16 protein-coding genes are annotated in these 15,655 nt (G+C 68.3%); 4 read left to right on the top strand and 12 right to left on the bottom strand.

Annotated features, from left to right (window positions below):
- The 8 genes from DDE13_RS16290 to DDE13_RS16255 form a co-directional block, all read right to left on the bottom strand.
- A partial coding sequence (locus DDE13_RS16290) for a hypothetical protein (protein ID WP_162631053.1) occupies positions 1–262 on the bottom strand: 262 nt, incomplete at its 3' end.
- Positions 263–442: 180 nt separating this feature from the next.
- Entirely contained in the window at positions 443–1,243 is an 801-nt protein-coding gene (gene cpaB / locus DDE13_RS16285) for a Flp pilus assembly protein CpaB (RefSeq protein ID WP_111405342.1), read from the bottom strand.
- A gap of 149 nt (positions 1,244–1,392) precedes the next feature.
- Positions 1,393–2,430, bottom strand: a complete 1,038-nt coding sequence (locus DDE13_RS16280; protein WP_111405341.1) for an AbrB family transcriptional regulator — start codon at positions 2,428–2,430, stop codon at positions 1,393–1,395.
- A complete protein-coding gene (locus DDE13_RS16275; RefSeq protein ID WP_111405340.1) occupies positions 2,417–3,196 on the bottom strand; it encodes a citryl-CoA lyase in 780 nt (259 codons plus the stop codon). Before DDE13_RS16275 ends, DDE13_RS16280 begins: the two co-directional genes overlap by 14 nt.
- Positions 3,193–4,407, bottom strand: a complete 1,215-nt coding sequence (locus tag DDE13_RS16270) for a CaiB/BaiF CoA transferase family protein (RefSeq protein ID WP_111405339.1) — start codon at positions 4,405–4,407, stop codon at positions 3,193–3,195. The genes DDE13_RS16275 and DDE13_RS16270 overlap by 4 nt, the downstream gene beginning before the upstream one ends.
- Positions 4,397–5,911 carry a tripartite tricarboxylate transporter permease gene (locus DDE13_RS16265; protein WP_111405338.1) on the bottom strand — a complete coding sequence of 505 codons (1,515 nt, stop codon included), beginning with the start codon at positions 5,909–5,911 and terminating at the stop codon, positions 4,397–4,399. Before DDE13_RS16265 ends, DDE13_RS16270 begins: the two co-directional genes overlap by 11 nt.
- A gap of 12 nt (positions 5,912–5,923) precedes the next feature.
- Positions 5,924–6,421: a tripartite tricarboxylate transporter TctB family protein gene (locus DDE13_RS16260; RefSeq protein ID WP_111405337.1), complete on the bottom strand. Its 498-nt coding sequence runs from the start codon at positions 6,419–6,421 to the stop codon at positions 5,924–5,926.
- Between the two features lie 149 nt (positions 6,422–6,570).
- Positions 6,571–7,557, bottom strand: a complete 987-nt coding sequence (locus DDE13_RS16255) for a tripartite tricarboxylate transporter substrate binding protein (protein ID WP_111405336.1) — start codon at positions 7,555–7,557, stop codon at positions 6,571–6,573.
- A 122-nt stretch (positions 7,558–7,679) separates the two neighbouring features.
- Here DDE13_RS16255 and DDE13_RS16250 point away from each other — a divergent pair, with 122 nt between their 5' ends.
- The 3 genes from DDE13_RS16250 to DDE13_RS16240 are packed head-to-tail and all read left to right on the top strand — an operon-like array spanning position 7,680 to position 10,735.
- Positions 7,680–8,339 carry a response regulator transcription factor gene (locus tag DDE13_RS16250; RefSeq protein ID WP_111405335.1) on the top strand — a complete coding sequence of 220 codons (660 nt, stop codon included), beginning with the start codon at positions 7,680–7,682 and terminating at the stop codon, positions 8,337–8,339.
- 3 nt (positions 8,340–8,342) lie between these two features.
- Positions 8,343–9,728, top strand: coding sequence for a sensor histidine kinase (locus tag DDE13_RS16245; protein WP_111405334.1), 1,386 nt, complete (start codon positions 8,343–8,345; stop codon positions 9,726–9,728).
- Positions 9,698–10,735: an ABC transporter substrate-binding protein gene (locus DDE13_RS16240; protein ID WP_111405333.1), complete on the top strand. Its 1,038-nt coding sequence runs from the start codon at positions 9,698–9,700 to the stop codon at positions 10,733–10,735. Before DDE13_RS16245 ends, DDE13_RS16240 begins: the two co-directional genes overlap by 31 nt.
- On the opposite strand, the gene DDE13_RS16235 is transcribed toward DDE13_RS16240, so the two are convergent.
- Complete coding sequence (locus DDE13_RS16235; RefSeq protein ID WP_111405332.1) at positions 10,732–11,145, bottom strand: BLUF domain-containing protein; 414 nt, start codon at positions 11,143–11,145, stop codon at positions 10,732–10,734. The two genes, DDE13_RS16240 and DDE13_RS16235, sit on opposite strands and share 4 nt — an antisense overlap.
- A gap of 227 nt (positions 11,146–11,372) precedes the next feature.
- Here DDE13_RS16235 and DDE13_RS16230 point away from each other — a divergent pair, with 227 nt between their 5' ends.
- Positions 11,373–12,710, top strand: coding sequence for an MFS transporter (locus DDE13_RS16230; protein ID WP_111405331.1), 1,338 nt, complete (start codon positions 11,373–11,375; stop codon positions 12,708–12,710).
- Positions 12,711–12,754: 44 nt separating this feature from the next.
- On the opposite strand, the gene DDE13_RS16225 is transcribed toward DDE13_RS16230, so the two are convergent.
- From DDE13_RS16225 to DDE13_RS16215, 3 genes are read right to left on the bottom strand one after another with little or no spacing between them, the layout of a single operon-like run.
- Positions 12,755–13,840 (bottom strand): ABC transporter ATP-binding protein, encoded by a 1,086-nt coding sequence (locus DDE13_RS16225; protein WP_111405330.1) that lies wholly within the window; start codon positions 13,838–13,840, stop codon positions 12,755–12,757.
- A 3-nt stretch (positions 13,841–13,843) separates the two neighbouring features.
- The gene (locus DDE13_RS16220; protein ID WP_111405343.1) at positions 13,844–14,629 is read right to left on the bottom strand and encodes an ABC transporter permease; all 786 of its coding nucleotides are present in this window, start codon (positions 14,627–14,629) and stop codon (positions 13,844–13,846) included.
- Positions 14,630–14,643: 14 nt separating this feature from the next.
- Positions 14,644–15,630: an ABC transporter permease gene (locus tag DDE13_RS16215; RefSeq protein ID WP_111405329.1), complete on the bottom strand. Its 987-nt coding sequence runs from the start codon at positions 15,628–15,630 to the stop codon at positions 14,644–14,646.
- Positions 15,631–15,655 lie beyond the last annotated feature (25 nt).

Here is a 15,655-nt window from a genome sequence, read left to right as displayed (position 1 = left end):
ACAAACGCTGAAAATAAGGATCAACGCCAGCCAAGGGCGCCCTTGCCGCGGAGCGGCTTAGTCCGTCCACGTCGTCGTACCGCACGAGCGCATCCTCGATCCCCGTGCCGACGGCCTGCCAATCCACGTTCTTCATGGACAGCGCCCCGCGCACCCCGTCCACCAGCGCCTGCGCCTCGGGCGTCGCCACGAAGACCTGCGCCGTCAGTTCCGGCAGCAGGGCGTCGCCGGTAACAGGGTCGCGCGGGGCAGGTGATGCCATGAAACCGTCCTCCAGCCAGCGGGGTAGAGAGTCGGCCGGCCCGCCAGCCTCCGCCTGTTTTCCGCGCCCCCGGCGCGCACGTCAACCGCGATACGTCGCGGCAGGGGATGCGGTCGGAACCACCCGATCCCGCATGGTGCCACCGGCCCGCGCGGCAGCCCCCGCGCCCGTGCCGCCATGTCATTGCACCTCGTAGGGGACCCATGTCTCGCCCTGCAGGACGCCGATGAAGTGGCGCGTCGGGGCTTCTTCGGCTTCCGGGCGCGGTTCGGGCGGGATCGGGGCCTTGTCCTCGCGCGTGCGGAGTGCCAGCGCCAGCCGGCCATCGTAATCCGCCGCCGCAAGGATTCCGGCCTGCCGCGGGCTCAACTCCACCGTGACGGTTCCGGGATTGCTGCCCACGGTTTCCGGCATGTCCCCGCTGGTCAGTCCGGCCACGTTGCCCATGGACGCCCCAACGGCCAGAACGCGCACGTTTTCGAGGATCACGCGCCCCTCGCCGCCCCCGTCGACGCGGATGATGTCCACGAAGTCGTCCACTTTCACGAAACCGCCCGCCGTGGTTTCGGCGGACACGGCCAGCGCCACCGCGCGCATGCCCGGCGTCACGCGATCCGACAGCCGTTCCACCCGCACGGTGCTGAGTGCGCCCATGTCCAGCGGTTCGCCCTCGTTGTAGGCACGGTTCGTGAACAGCCCTTCAAGTTCGGTCAGGGGCGTGTTGCCGGTCTCGGACACCGTGAAGAACGGCTGCACGCGGTCTTCGGGCCACCTGATCCACCCGATGTCGCCTGCCGAGATCTGGTGCCGGGCCGGCAGGGGCCGCTGCGCCACCAGAACCCAGACCTCGGCAGCAACGGGGATCGTGACGGACGTCGGGGTGACGGCTTCGACGGCAGGGCGCGTGCGCTCGATGTAGACGAGCGTCCCGGCCGCCGTGGCAAGCGCCACCGCAAGTCCAAAGAGTATCAGTCTGATCATCGCCCTGCCCGTGCTCGAACCGGTTTTCTGCCCATATGGTATCGATCCGGCCTTATGTCATGGCCTCGATCAAACCGCCAGCGCCAGCGGCGTGCCAGGATGAAAACCGGGCTCCACCTGTCCGTGGCATGGCCGGGCGGCATCGGGGGTTATCCCCGCCGCCGTGCCCGCGCAACGAACACCGGCATCAGCACCCCCAGCAGCACCAGGCGGAACACATGGTGGGCCGCGACGAAGGCGGGTTCCAGCCCGGTCTGGACCGCGATGGCGGCCATGACCTCCACCCCGCCGGGCGCGAAGGCAAGCAGCAGCACCGCCGGCGGCAGGCCCACCAGCCCCGCGGCGAGCCACGCGCCCGTTGCCGCGACCGCGCAGGCGATCAGCGTGGCCAGGATGCCCGCGGCGGTCGCCCGGGCCAAGCCGCGCCGGTCGAGCCCGCGGAACCGCGTGCCGATCAGCGATCCCATGCTGACGAAGGCCAAGACGACCAGCCAACCCGGCAGCGTGCCCGGCGTCAGGTCGGCGCCGTGACCGATGCCCGACACCGCCATCGCCCCCAGCAGCAGCGGCGCGGGCACGCCCAGCCGCCTGAACAGCAGCCCTGCGCCCAGCGACAGCAGGAACACGACGGCCAGAAGATGCGCCGGCGTGATCCCGCGATCCGCCAGCCGTCCTGTACCCTCCACCCCCCAGAGCGCGATCAGCATCGGCACCAGCAGTGTCAGCATCAGCACGCGCAAGGATTGCACCAGCGCCACGCGCGGCACGTCGGCCCCCATGTCCGCGGACAGGCCCAGGACAAAGCTCAGATGTCCCGGCGTCGCGGCCAGCATCGCGGTCATCCGGTCGAACCCGAAGCCGCGCTGCAGCATGGTCATGACGATGCCCATCACCACGATCACCGTCACCGACAGAACGGCAAGCGACAGCGGCCATGCCAGCGCGGTGGCGATCACCTCGGGCGTGACCGAACTGCCGATCTGCATACCCAGCAACAGGAACACCCCGTCGCGCAGCAGCGGCGGGATCGCCGTGCGCAATCCCAGGAGCGTCGCGGCGGACACCGCCGCCGCGGGCCCGGTCAGCGGCGCCGCCGGAAATCCGACCAGCCAGAACAGTGCCGCCCCCGCAGCCCCGATGGCCAGCGTCGGCAGCGCCTCGCGCCATTGCGTGTCAATCGCCGTCATAGGTCCATCGGTAGGCGGGCGGGGTCGGCCCCTTGTTGCGTCCGCCCTGTTCGGTCTGCTCCCAAGCATGGGCAAGGATGCCGACCGACCGCGACAGGCCGAAGAAGCCGCGCGCCAGCGGGGGCGGGCAGCCAAGTTCCGCATAGATCACCGCCGTGGCACCGTCGATATTCATCGGCACCGGTTTGCCCCGTTCCTGCGCCAGATGGGCCTCGATGGCGCGCGCGGTGCGGGCATGCGCGCCCGTCACGGCGCCCGCCGCCGCGGCCTCGTCCACCAGCGCCAGCAGGCGCGGGGCGCGCGGGTCCACGGGCTTGTGGAAGCGGTGCCCGAAGCCGGGCAGGTACTTGCCATGACGCGTGCGCCAGCCATCGAGCGCCACGGCAAGCCCGCCGTCACCCGCCTGCCCCACAGCGTGGTACAGCGCGACCGCCTGTTCCCCCGCGCCGCCATGGACGTCGCCCAGCATGTTCAGCCCGGTGGCCATGGCCGATTGCAGCCCCACCCCGCAGGTCGCCGCCATCCGCGCCGCCGCGATGGACGGCGCCTGCGGGCCGTGATCCACCGCCGCCACGAGGGCGGCCTCGAACAGGGCCGCGCGCGGACCGGTGATCTCCTCGCCCATGACCATCAGCCATATCATCGGGGCAAAGCCCGTGGTGCCGATCAGGTCCTGCACCGGCCGCCCGCGCAGATGGATGCGGCCCGGTTCCATGTCGATGATCTGCGTGCGCCACCAGTCGGACACGTCGCTGCGTTCGGTCATACCACGCCCTCCGCCCGCAGCGCCGCGATATCGTCTTCGCCGTAACCCAGTTCGCGCAGGATCGCGTCGGTGTCCTGCCCCAGCTCAGGCGGGGGGGCGTCCACCGCCGGGCGGCGCCCGTCCAGCGTCACGCCGGTCCGCACCAGATCGATGGACCGCCCCACCCCCGGCACGTCGTCGTAATGTGCCAGGAAATCCCGGTCGGTCACCTGCGGGTGGCGCAGGATGTCCGGCACCGACATGACCGCGCCCGCGGGCACGCCAAGGGCGGACAGTTCCTGTGCCCAGTCCTCGGCCCCGCGCGTCGTCAGGACGGTTTCCAGCTCGGCGCGCAGGCGCAGGCGGTTGGCCTTGCGATCCTCGCGCGTGGCGTAGTCGGGGTGGGTCAGCAGGTCGTCGCGGCCCAGATGCCGGGCCAGCGATACCCATTGTTCGTCCCGGTTCGCGGCGATGTTAATCGGCCCGTCCGCGCACTGGAACGTGCCCGAGGGCGCTGAGGTCGGGTTCTCGTTGCCGTTCGGGCGCGGGTCCACGCCGCCGATCAGGTGGTTCGACACGACCCAGCCCATGCTCGCCAGCACGCAATCGATCATCGACACGTCGATATACCCGCCGCGGTCGGGCGCGTTCAGCGCGGCGCAGATCGCCATCGCGGCGTTGAGCCCGCCAATGGTGTCCGCCAGCGGATAACCGACGCGCAGCGGCCCGCCCCCGGCCTCGCCCGTCACGGCCATGACACCGGCCGCGCCCTGCACGATCTGGTCATAGGCCGGGCGGTCGGCCCATGGCCCCGTCTGTCCGAACCCGGTGATCGCGCAATAGATCAGCCGGGGGTTTTCCGCGCGCAGCGTTTCATAGCCCAGCCCGAGCCGGTCCATCACGCCGGGGCGGAAGTTTTCCACCAGCACGTCGGCGCGCGCCACCAGCCGCTTCAGCGCGTCCTTGCCGCGCGGGTCCTTCAGGTTCAGGGTCAGCGACCGCTTGCCGGCATTCTGGGCAAGGAAACTGATCCCCATGCCGCGCGCCGACAGGTCCGGGTCGGCCCCGAGGCTGCGGGCCAGATCCCCGCGGCCCACCGCCTCCACCTTGATGACGTCGGCACCCAGATGCGCCATCTGGTGGCACGCGAACGGCCCCGCCAGCACGTTGGTCAGGTCGAGCACCCGCACGCCATCCAGCGGTGCGGGGGCCCGGCCCGGGTCAGTCGCCATCGGCCACGCCTTCGGCCCGTTTGCGCGCCCGGTAGCTGCGGAAGCTCGGCAGGAACACCAGCAGTGCCGCCAGCACCAGCAAACCCATGGTCATGGGGCGGTCGAAGATGAAGCCGAACCCGTCATACAACTGCATCGCGCGGGCGAAGTTGTTTTCCAGCATCGTACCAAGGATGAACCCGATCAGCAGCGGCGCCAGCGGGTAGTCCGCGAAGCGCAGGATCGTCGCGATCACTCCGAAGCCCACGAGGATCAGCAGTTCCGTCGCGTTGTTCTGCCCCAGGTAGCTGCCCATCAGCGTGAAGAACAGGATGAACGGGATCAGGTAGGTGCGCGGGATCGTCAGGATCTTGGCGATGTAGGGGATCAGCGGCAGGTTCAGGATCAGCAGAACGAGGTTGCCGATATACATTGAGATGATGACCGCCCAGAACACGTCCGGTTCGTCGATCATCAGCCGCGGCCCCGGTGTGACGTTCAGCGCCAGCAGCGCGCCCAGCAGGATCGCCGTGGTGCCCGATCCGGGGATGCCCAGCGTCAGCAGTGGCACGAAGGACCCCGTGCAGGCGGCGTTGTTCGCCGTCTCGGGGGCGGCCAGCCCCTTGATGGAGCCGTGGCCGAACTCCGCCTGTTCCTCCTTGGTCGCAAGGTTCCGTTCGACGGCGTAGCCGAGGAAGGACGCGATGGTCGCCCCTGCCCCCGGCAGCACGCCGATGAAGAACCCCTGCAGCGACTGCCGCCCGATCACCGGGGCGATGCTGCGCGCCTCGGCCCGGCTGATGCGCATGTTGTCGATCTTGCCGCTGTCGCCCTGCGCCGCGCGCGACGGGTTCATGACGAGAAACAGCGCCTCGGGCAGGGCGAACATCGCCATGGCCAGCGTGATGAAGGAAAACCCGGCTTGCAGTTCCATCATCCCGAAGGTGAAGCGCGGGGTGTTCGACAGCGCGCCCTCGCCGAAGGTGCCGAGGATCAGGCCCAAGAGCGTCATCATCAGCGCCTTGGCCACCTGCCCCGTGCCCGCGAAGGCCGCGATGGCCGACAGGCCCACGACCATAAGCGCGAAATACTCCGCCGAATGGAACAGGAGTGCGACCGACGACAGCGCGGGCGCGAAGATCATCAGCAGGATCGCCCCGATCGTGCCGCCCGCGAAGCTGGCGATGGCGGCGATAGTCAGCGCCTTGCCCGCCTGCCCCTTGCGCGCCATCGGGTAGCCGTCGAAGGAACTGGCGACCGTGCCCGCGACCCCCGGCGCGTTGAGCAGGATGGACGAGGTGGACCCGCCGAAGATCGCGCCGTAATAGACACCCGACAGCAAGATCAGTGCTGCGGTCGGATCGCCCATGCCGATGGCGACGGGGATCATGATGGCGATGATCGACATCGGCCCCAGGCCGGGAAGCATCCCGATCAGCGTGCCGATGATACAGCCGAAGACGACCATCATCAGGTTGAAAGGGGTGACCGCGGCGCTGAGGCCGAGCATGAGTCCTTCAAGCATGTCGCGCCCTCCCTACATGAACATTGCGGGCAGCGGGCGCAGGAAGATCCCCAGCACCTCCTGCACCAGGTACCAGATCGACCCGGCGGCGATGACTGCCACGGGGATCAGGATATGCAGCTTGCGCTCGCCTAGGATCAGCGCGCCTATCACCAGGAACCCAACTGTCGACCCGAGAAACCCCAGCGGCCGCAGGGTCAGTGCATAGGCCACCATCAGCGCCAGAAGCGCTGCGGCCTGCACGATGTGATAATCGCCCAGCCGGGTCAGGTCGATGGCGCCGTCCTTTGGCTTGGCATCGGCATCCGTCTTGGGCGGTGTCGGCGTGAACAGGACCACGAGCCCGACGACGATGCCCAGAACCGCGAGGATCTTGGGAAAGGTCGAGGGCCAGATCGGGTTGCGCTGCAGGATGGGCGGCAGCGACTGGTCCATGGTGAAGAACGCGGCATAGCCGTAGACGCAGCAGAATGCGATGAAGGCGAGCGCGATCCAGCGGTCGAGCGCCATGGCGGATCCTCCTCCGGGGCGTGCGCCCGGTATCCGTTGAAATGCAGGTCGGATGGGGGCCGACCGGCCCCGTGCCATGTGGGCGCCGGGCCGGTCGGAACATGGGCGGGACGCCGCCATCGCGTCGGATGACGGCGCCGTCCGTCAGGTCACAGGAAACCGAGATCCCGCATCAGGTCGCCCAGCTGCTTTTCCTGCGCTTCGAGAAACGCGCGGAAATCCTCGCCGGGGCGGTAGATGTTCACCAGCCCCATGCGGCTGCGGACCTCTTCCCATTCGGGAGTTTCCAGCATCTTGCCCAGCATGTCCTGATAGGTCGTCAGCATGTCCTCGGGCAGGCCGGGGGCCGCGAAGAAGCCGCGCCAGTTGACGAATTCCGCGTCGATGCCCTGTTCGACGAAGGTCGGTGCAGCGTCATAGGCAGGCACCCGTTCGGCTGCGGTCACGCCAAGGATGCGCACCTCGCCCTGGTCGGCCAGCGCGATGGCTTCGGAAAAGCCGGTGGACAGGGCGTCGATCTCGCCCGACAGCAGCCCGGCCATCGCCTCGCCGCCCGCATCATAGCCGATATAGTTGAATGCCGTGGGATCTTCGCCCGCGCCCTGCATCACGATCGCGGCGACAAGGTGATCCATGCCGCCCGGCACCGATCCGCCGCCGATGGCGAAGCCCCTCGGGTCTTCGCGGTAGGAGGCCAGCGCGTCTTCCATCGTCTCGATCGGACTGTCCGCCGTCACCACGAGCGCGGCGTAATCGCCGACCGTGCCCGCCACGAGCGTCAGATCGCGGAAGCTCTGCGCGATCTCGCCGGTCAGGGACCGGATCACGATGGGGGTCGAATTGACCATCAGCGTGCCATGGCTTGACCGTGCGTTCTCGATCAAGTTGGCGATGGCCACGCCACCGCCGCCGCCCGACATGTTCTCGAAACTCGCCGTGCCGACGAGGCCGGAATTCACGAGCGCCTCACCGGTGCCGCGCGCGGTGCCGTCCCAGCCGCCGCCCGCGCCGCCTGGCACGAGGAAATGGACAGAGTCCATCATCTGGTGCTCGTCGGCCAGCGCCGCGCCGGTCATGGTCAAGGTTGCGGTTGCCGCTGCGATGGTCGCGCGACGTGCCCACCCAAAGGTGTTCATGTGGTCGTCCTCCCGTTTGACAGGCGGTCCCTCCCCGCCCATTAAGAACCCCTAGCACGAAAAGCTGACACATAACTGACAAATGCCGCAAGAAATGCGCGGCGCGGGCGGGGGATGGACCGGTGCGGTATCTGCTGGTGGAGGACAATGCCGAACTGGCCGCCGCCATCGTCAGCCGCCTCGCGCTTGACGGTCATGCGGTGGATCACGCGGGCAGCCTTGCCGATGCGGCCGATTGCCTTGCCGCCACCGCCTATGACCTTATCCTGCTCGACGTGATGCTGCCCGATGGCGACGGGCGGAAGTTCCTCGCGCGCAGCCGGGCGCGGCTGGAAACGCCGGTCATCATGCTGACGGCGCGCGCGCAGGTGTCGGACCGGGTCGGCGCGCTCGATCAGGGGGCGGACGACTACATCACCAAGCCCTTCGACTTCTCGGAACTGGAGGCCCGCTGCCGGGCCGTGCTGCGCCGCCGGGGCGGCGTCGCGCGCAACCAGATCGCGCTTGGTCCCGCCCTGTTCGACCCGCTTTCGGGCACGCTCAGCCATGACGGGCGCACGGTGGACCTCAAGAACCGCGAGATCCGCCTGCTGGAGGTGTTCGCCCGCAATCCCGGCCAGATCCTGTCCAAGACGCAACTGATGGACCGGCTGTTTTCCTTCGATGCCGCCGTGACCGAAAACGCGATCGAGGTGTATGTGGGCCGCCTGCGCCGCCGGATCGACGGGATGGGCCTGCGGATCGAAACCGTGCGCGGGCTGGGCTACCGCATGGACGCCTGAACGATGCGCGCGCCGTCGTCCATCGGGCGCAGGCTCACGCTGCTGCTGGCGGGGGTTGCGGCGCTGCTGGCGGCGCTGAGCTGGGCCATGGTGACGGGCATCGCGCGGCAGGCCGCGGAGCGCACGCAGGACAACGTGCTCGCGGCGTCGGCGGCGACCATCGCGGAAACCCTGCGTTCGGATCGGGGCGAGGTGCGGCTGGAACTGCCCTATTCGGCCTTCGCCATGCTGGGCGCGATCAGCGAGGACAGGGTGTTCTACCGCGTCGCGGCCGGTGATGCGCACCTGACCGGCTACGCCGATCTGCCGGTTGCGGCCGCCGATGCGCCGCGACCCGGACAGGTCAGTTTCGCCACCGGGGCTTACAGGGGTGCGACCGTGCGCATCGCCAGCGTCACGCGGCAGGTGCTCGCGGGCGACGCGCCGGTGACCGTGACCGTCACCGTGGCGCAGACCCGGACCGGCGTGGCCACCATCGCCCGCGACCTGTCGCGGCTGGCGGCGATCTTCGCCGTGGCGCTGTTCGTGCTGGCGGTGGGGCTGTCGGCGGTGGCGACGCGCGCGTCCCTGCGCCCGCTGAACGAGATCGCGGCGGCGGTGTCGCGGCGCGGCCCGTCGGACCTGCGCCCGATCCGGCGCGCGGCACCCGCCGAACTGGTGTCGCTCCTCGTGGCGCTGAACCGGCTGATGGATCGGCTGGGCCAGTCCCTGCGCCGGTCCGAGGATTTTATCGCCGAAGCCGCACACAGGGTGCGCACGCCGCTGGCCACCGTGCGCGCGCAGGCGGAAATCGCCCTTCGCTCTGCCGACGATGCGGCGGCACGCGACCGGCTGCGCGGGATGATCCGGGCGCTCGACGAAAGCTCGCGCTCGGCCGGGCAGTTGCTGGACCATGCCACGGTGGCCTTTCGCGCCGACGATCTGGCGCGCGCGCCCATCGACCTTGCGGACATCGTGGCCCGGACTGCAGCGGCGCTGGAACCGACCGCGACGATGAAGGACATCACCATCCTGCGTGAAACGGTGCAGGCGCGTGTGGCCGGCGATCCGGTGCTGCTGGACGCGGCACTGCGCAACGTGCTCGACAACGCGATCAAGTATTCGCCCGAGGACACCACGGTCACCCTGCACGTGAGCCGCGCGGCAGGCACCGCGCGCATCGCGGTGTGCGACGAGGGTCCGGGACTGGACAGCGGGCCGGGCGGCGACCCGGTGGACGCCTTGACCGAACGCTTCCGGCGCGGCAGCAACACCGAAGGGGTGGTCGGCTCCGGTCTCGGCCTCACCATCGCCCGCGAGGTGCTGGAGGCCCATGGCGGACGGCTGGAACTGGGGCCGGGACCGGAAGGAACGGGAACATGCGTCACGCTTGTCTTGCCATCGTCGTGATCTTCGCGGCCCTTCGCGCGGCCGCCATCGAGATCGAGGATCATCGTTTCTATCCCGCGCTGGCGGGCGATCCCGCGGAAATACCGCTGCGGGTCGTATCGACCGCGGATCTCGACGTGTTCGACCCCTACCTGCGGGCGTTCCAGACCGCGCGCCCCGGCATCGCCATCGACTATACGGTCGTGTCCTCCGCCGACCTGCACCGCACCATCGGCGATGGTGCGGTCTATGACCTTGCGCTGTCCTCGGCCATGGATCTGCAATTCCAGTTGGCCAATGACGGCTTCGCGCAGAGCTACCGATCGACCGCGACCGAGGCGCTGCCGGACTGGGCGCGCTGGCGGGACCTGATCTTCGCGATGTCGGTGGAACCGGCGGTCGTGGTGTTCTCGACGCAGCGGTTCGCCGGGCTGCCGGTGCCGACGACCCGGCAGGAACTCATCGCGCTGCTGCGCGCCCATCCCGATCTCTTCACCGGCGCGGTCGGCACTTATGACGTGAGGACAAGCGGGCTGGGATACCTGCTGGCCACGCAGGAAGACCGGTCCACCGATGCCTTCTGGCGCCTGTCCGAGGTGATGGGGGGGCTAGATCCGCAGCTTTACTGCTGTTCGGGACAGATGATCGACGACGTGTCCACCGGGCGGCTGGCGTTGGCCTACAACGTGCTGGGCAGCTACGCAGCGGAAAGGCTGGTGCGGGAATCCGCCGGACAGATGCAGATCCTCGCCATGCGGGACTTTGCGAATGTCATCATCCGCACCGCGATCGTGCCGGCCACCGCGACGCGGGTCGAGGCGGCGGGCGCACTGATCGACATGCTGGCGACGCTGGCGCTGCGCGAGGGCCGCGGCACCTGGCCCCTGCCGCCGCTGACGCAGACGGGCGCGGATGCGGCGACGGGGTTCGGGCCGATCCGGCTGGGGCCTGCGCTGATGGTCTATCTCGACCCGCTCAACCGGCGCGGCTTCCTTGCCGAATGGGAAAACGCCATGGTGCAGCGCTAGACGGCACCGCCCCGCCCGACCATGTCGCGCAGGCGGGCGAAGATCGCTTCCAGTTCCAGCGGGCCGGCCTGCGCGGCGGCCCCCTTCGCCACGTCTTCGGGCGGCCAGATCCACGACACGGCCGGGTCGTGCAGCATCGCCCAGTCGCCGAATTGCCGGTCGGGCTGGGTGTCGGCGACCCGCAGCACCAGGTCCACGTGCCGGTCGTCCCGTTCGATCCGCGCAAGCGCCGCGCGCACCTTTTCTTCCGGCCCTTCCAGCCATTGCAGGTAGATGTCGTGCCGGCAGATCAGGGCGCCCGTGATGCCGTCGCGCGCATTGGCACGGCGCGCATCCAGCAGAATGTTGTTCAGAACGCCTGCGTCGAAGCCGAAGGGGCGCGAGGCGTAGATGGCGCGAAATACGGTCATGACCGGCCTTTCCGATGGTCGCGGGCGGGCACCGGAACGGGGTTGCCAGCGCCATTTCCCTCGCTCTAGCATCTCGGGGCATCGCAACCCAGCCACAATTCGGGTCGCACGCGGGTCGGGCGGTGTCGCAAACCGACCGTTATGCGGCGCTGCAGCATGACAGCCCCGCCCCGCCCCGTGCGACGGTCCGCGCAGTGGCACACCCGGAAACGAAGGACAGGCGGCACATGTTTCAGGTTCTGGCCCGGATCTGGCCCCTGCTCGTGGGCATCGTGCTCATCATGCTCGGCAACGGGATGCACTTCACCCTGATCGGCCTGCGCGGCGGGATCGAGGGGTTCTCGGCCGCCGCGCTGTCGATCGTGACCTCGGGCTATTTCCTCGGCTTCCTGTCCGGCGCGCGGCTGACGCCGCTCCTGATCCAGCGGGTCGGGCATGTGCGGGTCTTCGCGGCGCTTGGCAGCTTCATGTCGGCGGGGCTGATCGCTTTCACCCTTATTGCGGAACCCTGGGCCTGGACGATCCTGCGCATCCTTGTCGGTTTCTGCATGTCGGGCATCTACGTCGCCGCCGAAAGCTGGCTGAACAACGCCGCCACCAACGAAACGCGGGGCAAGGTGCTGTCCGCCTACATGCTGGCGCAGACCCTGGGCATCATCGGCGCGCAGGGGCTGCTCACGCTGGGCGACGCGGCCACGGCGGGGCTGTTCATCGGGGCGTCGATCCTCGTGTCGGTGTCCTTCGGGCCGATCCTTCTGTCCGCCACCCCCGTCCCGGCGGTGGAGGTCGCGCGGCCCATGTCGCTTGCGGCGCTGTTTCGCGGCTCGCCCCTGGGCACGGTGGGGATCTTCCTGCTGGGCGGTGTCTATGCGACCCAATCGGGCATGGGCGCGGTGTTCGGCACCCAGATCGGCATGACGGCATCGCAGATCGCGCTGTTCGTGGCCATGCTCTTCGCGGGGGCGCTGGTGCTGCAATCGCCCATCGGCTGGATGTCCGACCGGGTGGACCGACGCAAGCTGATCTTCTGGTCGGCGGTGTTCGGGGCGCTCGCCTGCGGGCTGGGCTGGCTGGCGGGCAGCGGCCTGCCGGTTCTGGCCGATCTCGGGATCTGGCCGCTCATGGCAGCGGCGTTCTTCGCGGGGGGCGTCACCACGCCGCTTTACGCGCTGTTGCTGGCCTATACCAACGACTTCCTTTCCGCCGATCAGATGCCCGCCGCGTCGGGCGGGCTGGTCTTCACCTTCGGTCTGGGCGCGATCTTCGGGCCGCTGGCCGCGGGGGCCGCGATGGAACGCGCCGGGGCGTCGGCCTTCTGGCTGGTGCTGGGCGGGACCTTCGCGATCATGGCCGTCTATGCCCTCTATCGAATGACCCAGCGCGAGGCGACGGCGGCGGGCGATACCGAAAGCTATCTCGGCGTGCTTCCGACCACCTCCGTCGTCGCGGTGGAGGCCGCGGGCACATGGGCCGCCGAGAATGCCGAGACAGAGGCCGCCGCGGCCACCGACGCCGCACCCGACGATGCGGACGACGAGGAAGAGGAAGATCTCGAAAGGATCTGACAGCCGGCCGCCCGGTCCGGTTCAACCCGGACGGGCCGCGCGTGTCAGTCGTTCAGCACCGCCATGTGATCCGGGTCCCAGCCGATCCAGACCGGGTCGCTGCCGACCCGTTCGCTCGTGTCCACGTCCACATAGGCCTTCAGCATCGCCTCGGCCTGGTCGCCCACGGCGATCTGCAGCGCCATCCGCGACCCGAGGAAGGTCTTGGCCACCACGCGCCCCTGCACCGCGTTGCCCGTTTCCGGCCGCTGGGCGTGAAAGTCCAGCTTTTCCAGCCGCACCGACGCGCTGACCGGCTGTCCTTCGCCCGGCAGGCTGCGCGGGGCCTTGCCGCGCAGGGTCGTGCCCTGCCAGTCCATCACGATCTGCCCGCCTTCCGTGCCACGCATCCGGCCCGTCAGCAGGTTGGTCTCACCCAGGAATTCGGCCACGAACCGGCTTGCCGGCCGGAAATACAGCTCTTCCGGCGTGCCGTCCTGTTCCATCCGGCCCTTGTTCATGACGATGATCCGGTCGGACATGGTCAGCGCCTCTTCCTGGTCGTGGGTCACGAAGAAGAAGGTCTTGTCGGTGCGGCGCTGGATCGATTTGAGTTCCTGCTGCACCTGCCCGCGCAGCTTGGCATCGAGCGCGCCCAGCGGTTCGTCCAGCAGCAGCAGCGCCGGGTCCGGTGCCAGCGCGCGCGCCAGCGCCACCCGCTGCCGCTGCCCGCCCGACAGCTGCAACGGGTACCGCGCGCCGAAATCCTCCAGTTCGAGAAACGCCATGATCTCGGACGACCGGCGCCGGATCGCGTCACGGCCCATCCCCTTCAGTTCCAGCCCGAAGGAAATGTTCTGCGCCACGGTCATGTGCGGGAACAGCGCGTAGTCCTGGAACACCATGTTCACCTGGCGCTTTTCCGGCGGCTGGTTGGTCACGTCCTCGCCATCGAGAAGCACGCGCCCCGTGGTCGGGCGTTCGAAGCCGCCAAGGATGCGCAGCGTCGTGGACTTGCCGCATCCGGACGGCCCGAGGAACGTCACGAACTGCCCCTGCGGGATGTCGAGCGTCAGGTTTTCCAGCGCGACCGTATCGCCGAAATGCTTGGACAGCCCGTCGATGCGGACAAGCGGGGTCGGGTCGGTCATGGATCAGGTGTCCTTTTTCATGCGGCGGGTGAAACGCTCGGCCCATATGCCGATACCGGCAGTCATGATGAGCGCCACGGTGGCGATGGCGTTGATTTCCGGGCTCATGCCCGACCGGAGCATGGCGAAGATCAGCACCGGCAGTGTCGGCTCATACCCGCCGAGGAAGAACGAGCGCACGAAATCGTCGAACGACAGCAGCAGGCAGAAGATCGACGCGCCAAGGATCGCGGGCACAAGATAGGGCAGCGTGATCCGCACGAAGGCGACCAGCGGATCGGCCCCGAGATCCCGCGCCGCCTCCATCTGGCTTTTCGGCAGGGTGGACAGGCGCGCCATCACCACCAGCACGACGAAGGGGACGTTGTGCACCGCGTGCGACCAGATGATCGCGCCCATGCCCGGTTCGATGCCGAGCCAGCGGGCATAGATCCGGAACGCGATGGCCGAGATGATGCCCGGCACCAGTGCGGGCAGCACCGTCAGCCCGAAGATCACCGGGCGGCCCGTGAATTTCCGGCTTTCCAGCAGCACGGCGATCCACGTGCCCACGAAGACCGAGATCAGCGTGGACAGAACCGCGATGGCGATGGAATAGCCGAAGGTGGACAGCACTTCGGTATTGGCGAAGACGCCGACATACCAGTCCAGCGTCCAGGACCGGATCGGGAAACCGATGAAGCGGCTGTCCTTGAAGCCCATCAGCACCATCAGGATCAGCGGTACGAAGACATAGAGCACGAAGGCCCAGTAGATGCAGCCCAGCAGGATGCGGTTGCCGCGGAACAGTTCGGGGCGGTCGTTCACTTGGCCTCTCCCTTGCGCAGGGCGTTCATCAGTTTCTGGAACGCGAAGGTGATGACGAGCGCCGCCATGAACATGATCGTGGCGAAGGCCGCACCTGTGGGCCATTCATCGCCCGCGACATGGAAGAAGCCCGCGATGGTTTCGGCAAAGACCGTAGTGGATGGCCCGCCCAGCAGCACCGGCGTCGCGTAGAACCCCGTGGAGATCAGGAACACGAGCGTGCAGCCCGAAGATATCCCCTCGATCGTGAGCGGCAGCGATATGCGGCGGAACCGCGTCCATGCCCCCGCGCCCAGGTCCGCGGCGGCTTCGTTCATGCTTTGCGGCAGTTTTTCCAGCGCGGAGTACAGCGGCAGCAGCATGTAGAGCGCGGTCAGATAGACGATCCCCATCCCCATGGAAAAGCTCGTGTACATGAACGGGATCGGCCGGTCGACCAGTCCGAGCGTCTGCAATGCAAGGTTCACGGCGCCCGTATTGCCCAGCAGGATCATGATCGCATAGGTGCGCACGATCTCGCCCACCCAGAACGGGATCAGCAAGAGCAGCAGGAACCGCATCTGGTTGCGGCGGCTGACATGGCGCGCCAGGAAATACGCCACCGGATAGGTGATGATCAGCGTGCAGAACGTGAAGGTCGCCGCGAAGGTCAGCGTACGAAAGAACGGCTGCCAGAAGATCGAGTTGGTGAAGAACTTCGCGTAATGCTCCAGCGTGAAGGACTGCTCCACGCCGGGGGCCACCGGATAGGCATCCGTCAGCGACACCCGGATCATGTAGAGCATGGGACCCAGATGCTGCGTCAGCACCCACAGGACCGGGAAGATCATCAGGATCAGGAATTGCCGCCGAGGTGATGCCGTCGCCAGCTGCATCAGCAGCCGATACGGACCCCAGCCCACGAGCCGGCCCCAGAATGTCGGGGCGTCCCCGGCCGACCCCAGGGCGGGACGGTCCTGTTTCGCGGTTGCGCTATCGGTCATGGGATGTCTTTCACATGCAGCGGCA

Origin of the sequence: Meridianimarinicoccus zhengii (assembly GCF_003254465.1) — a bacterium.
GTDB classification, from domain to species: domain Bacteria; phylum Pseudomonadota; class Alphaproteobacteria; order Rhodobacterales; family Rhodobacteraceae; genus Meridianimarinicoccus; species Meridianimarinicoccus zhengii.
This window is presented reverse-complemented; position numbering and strand designations above follow the sequence as displayed.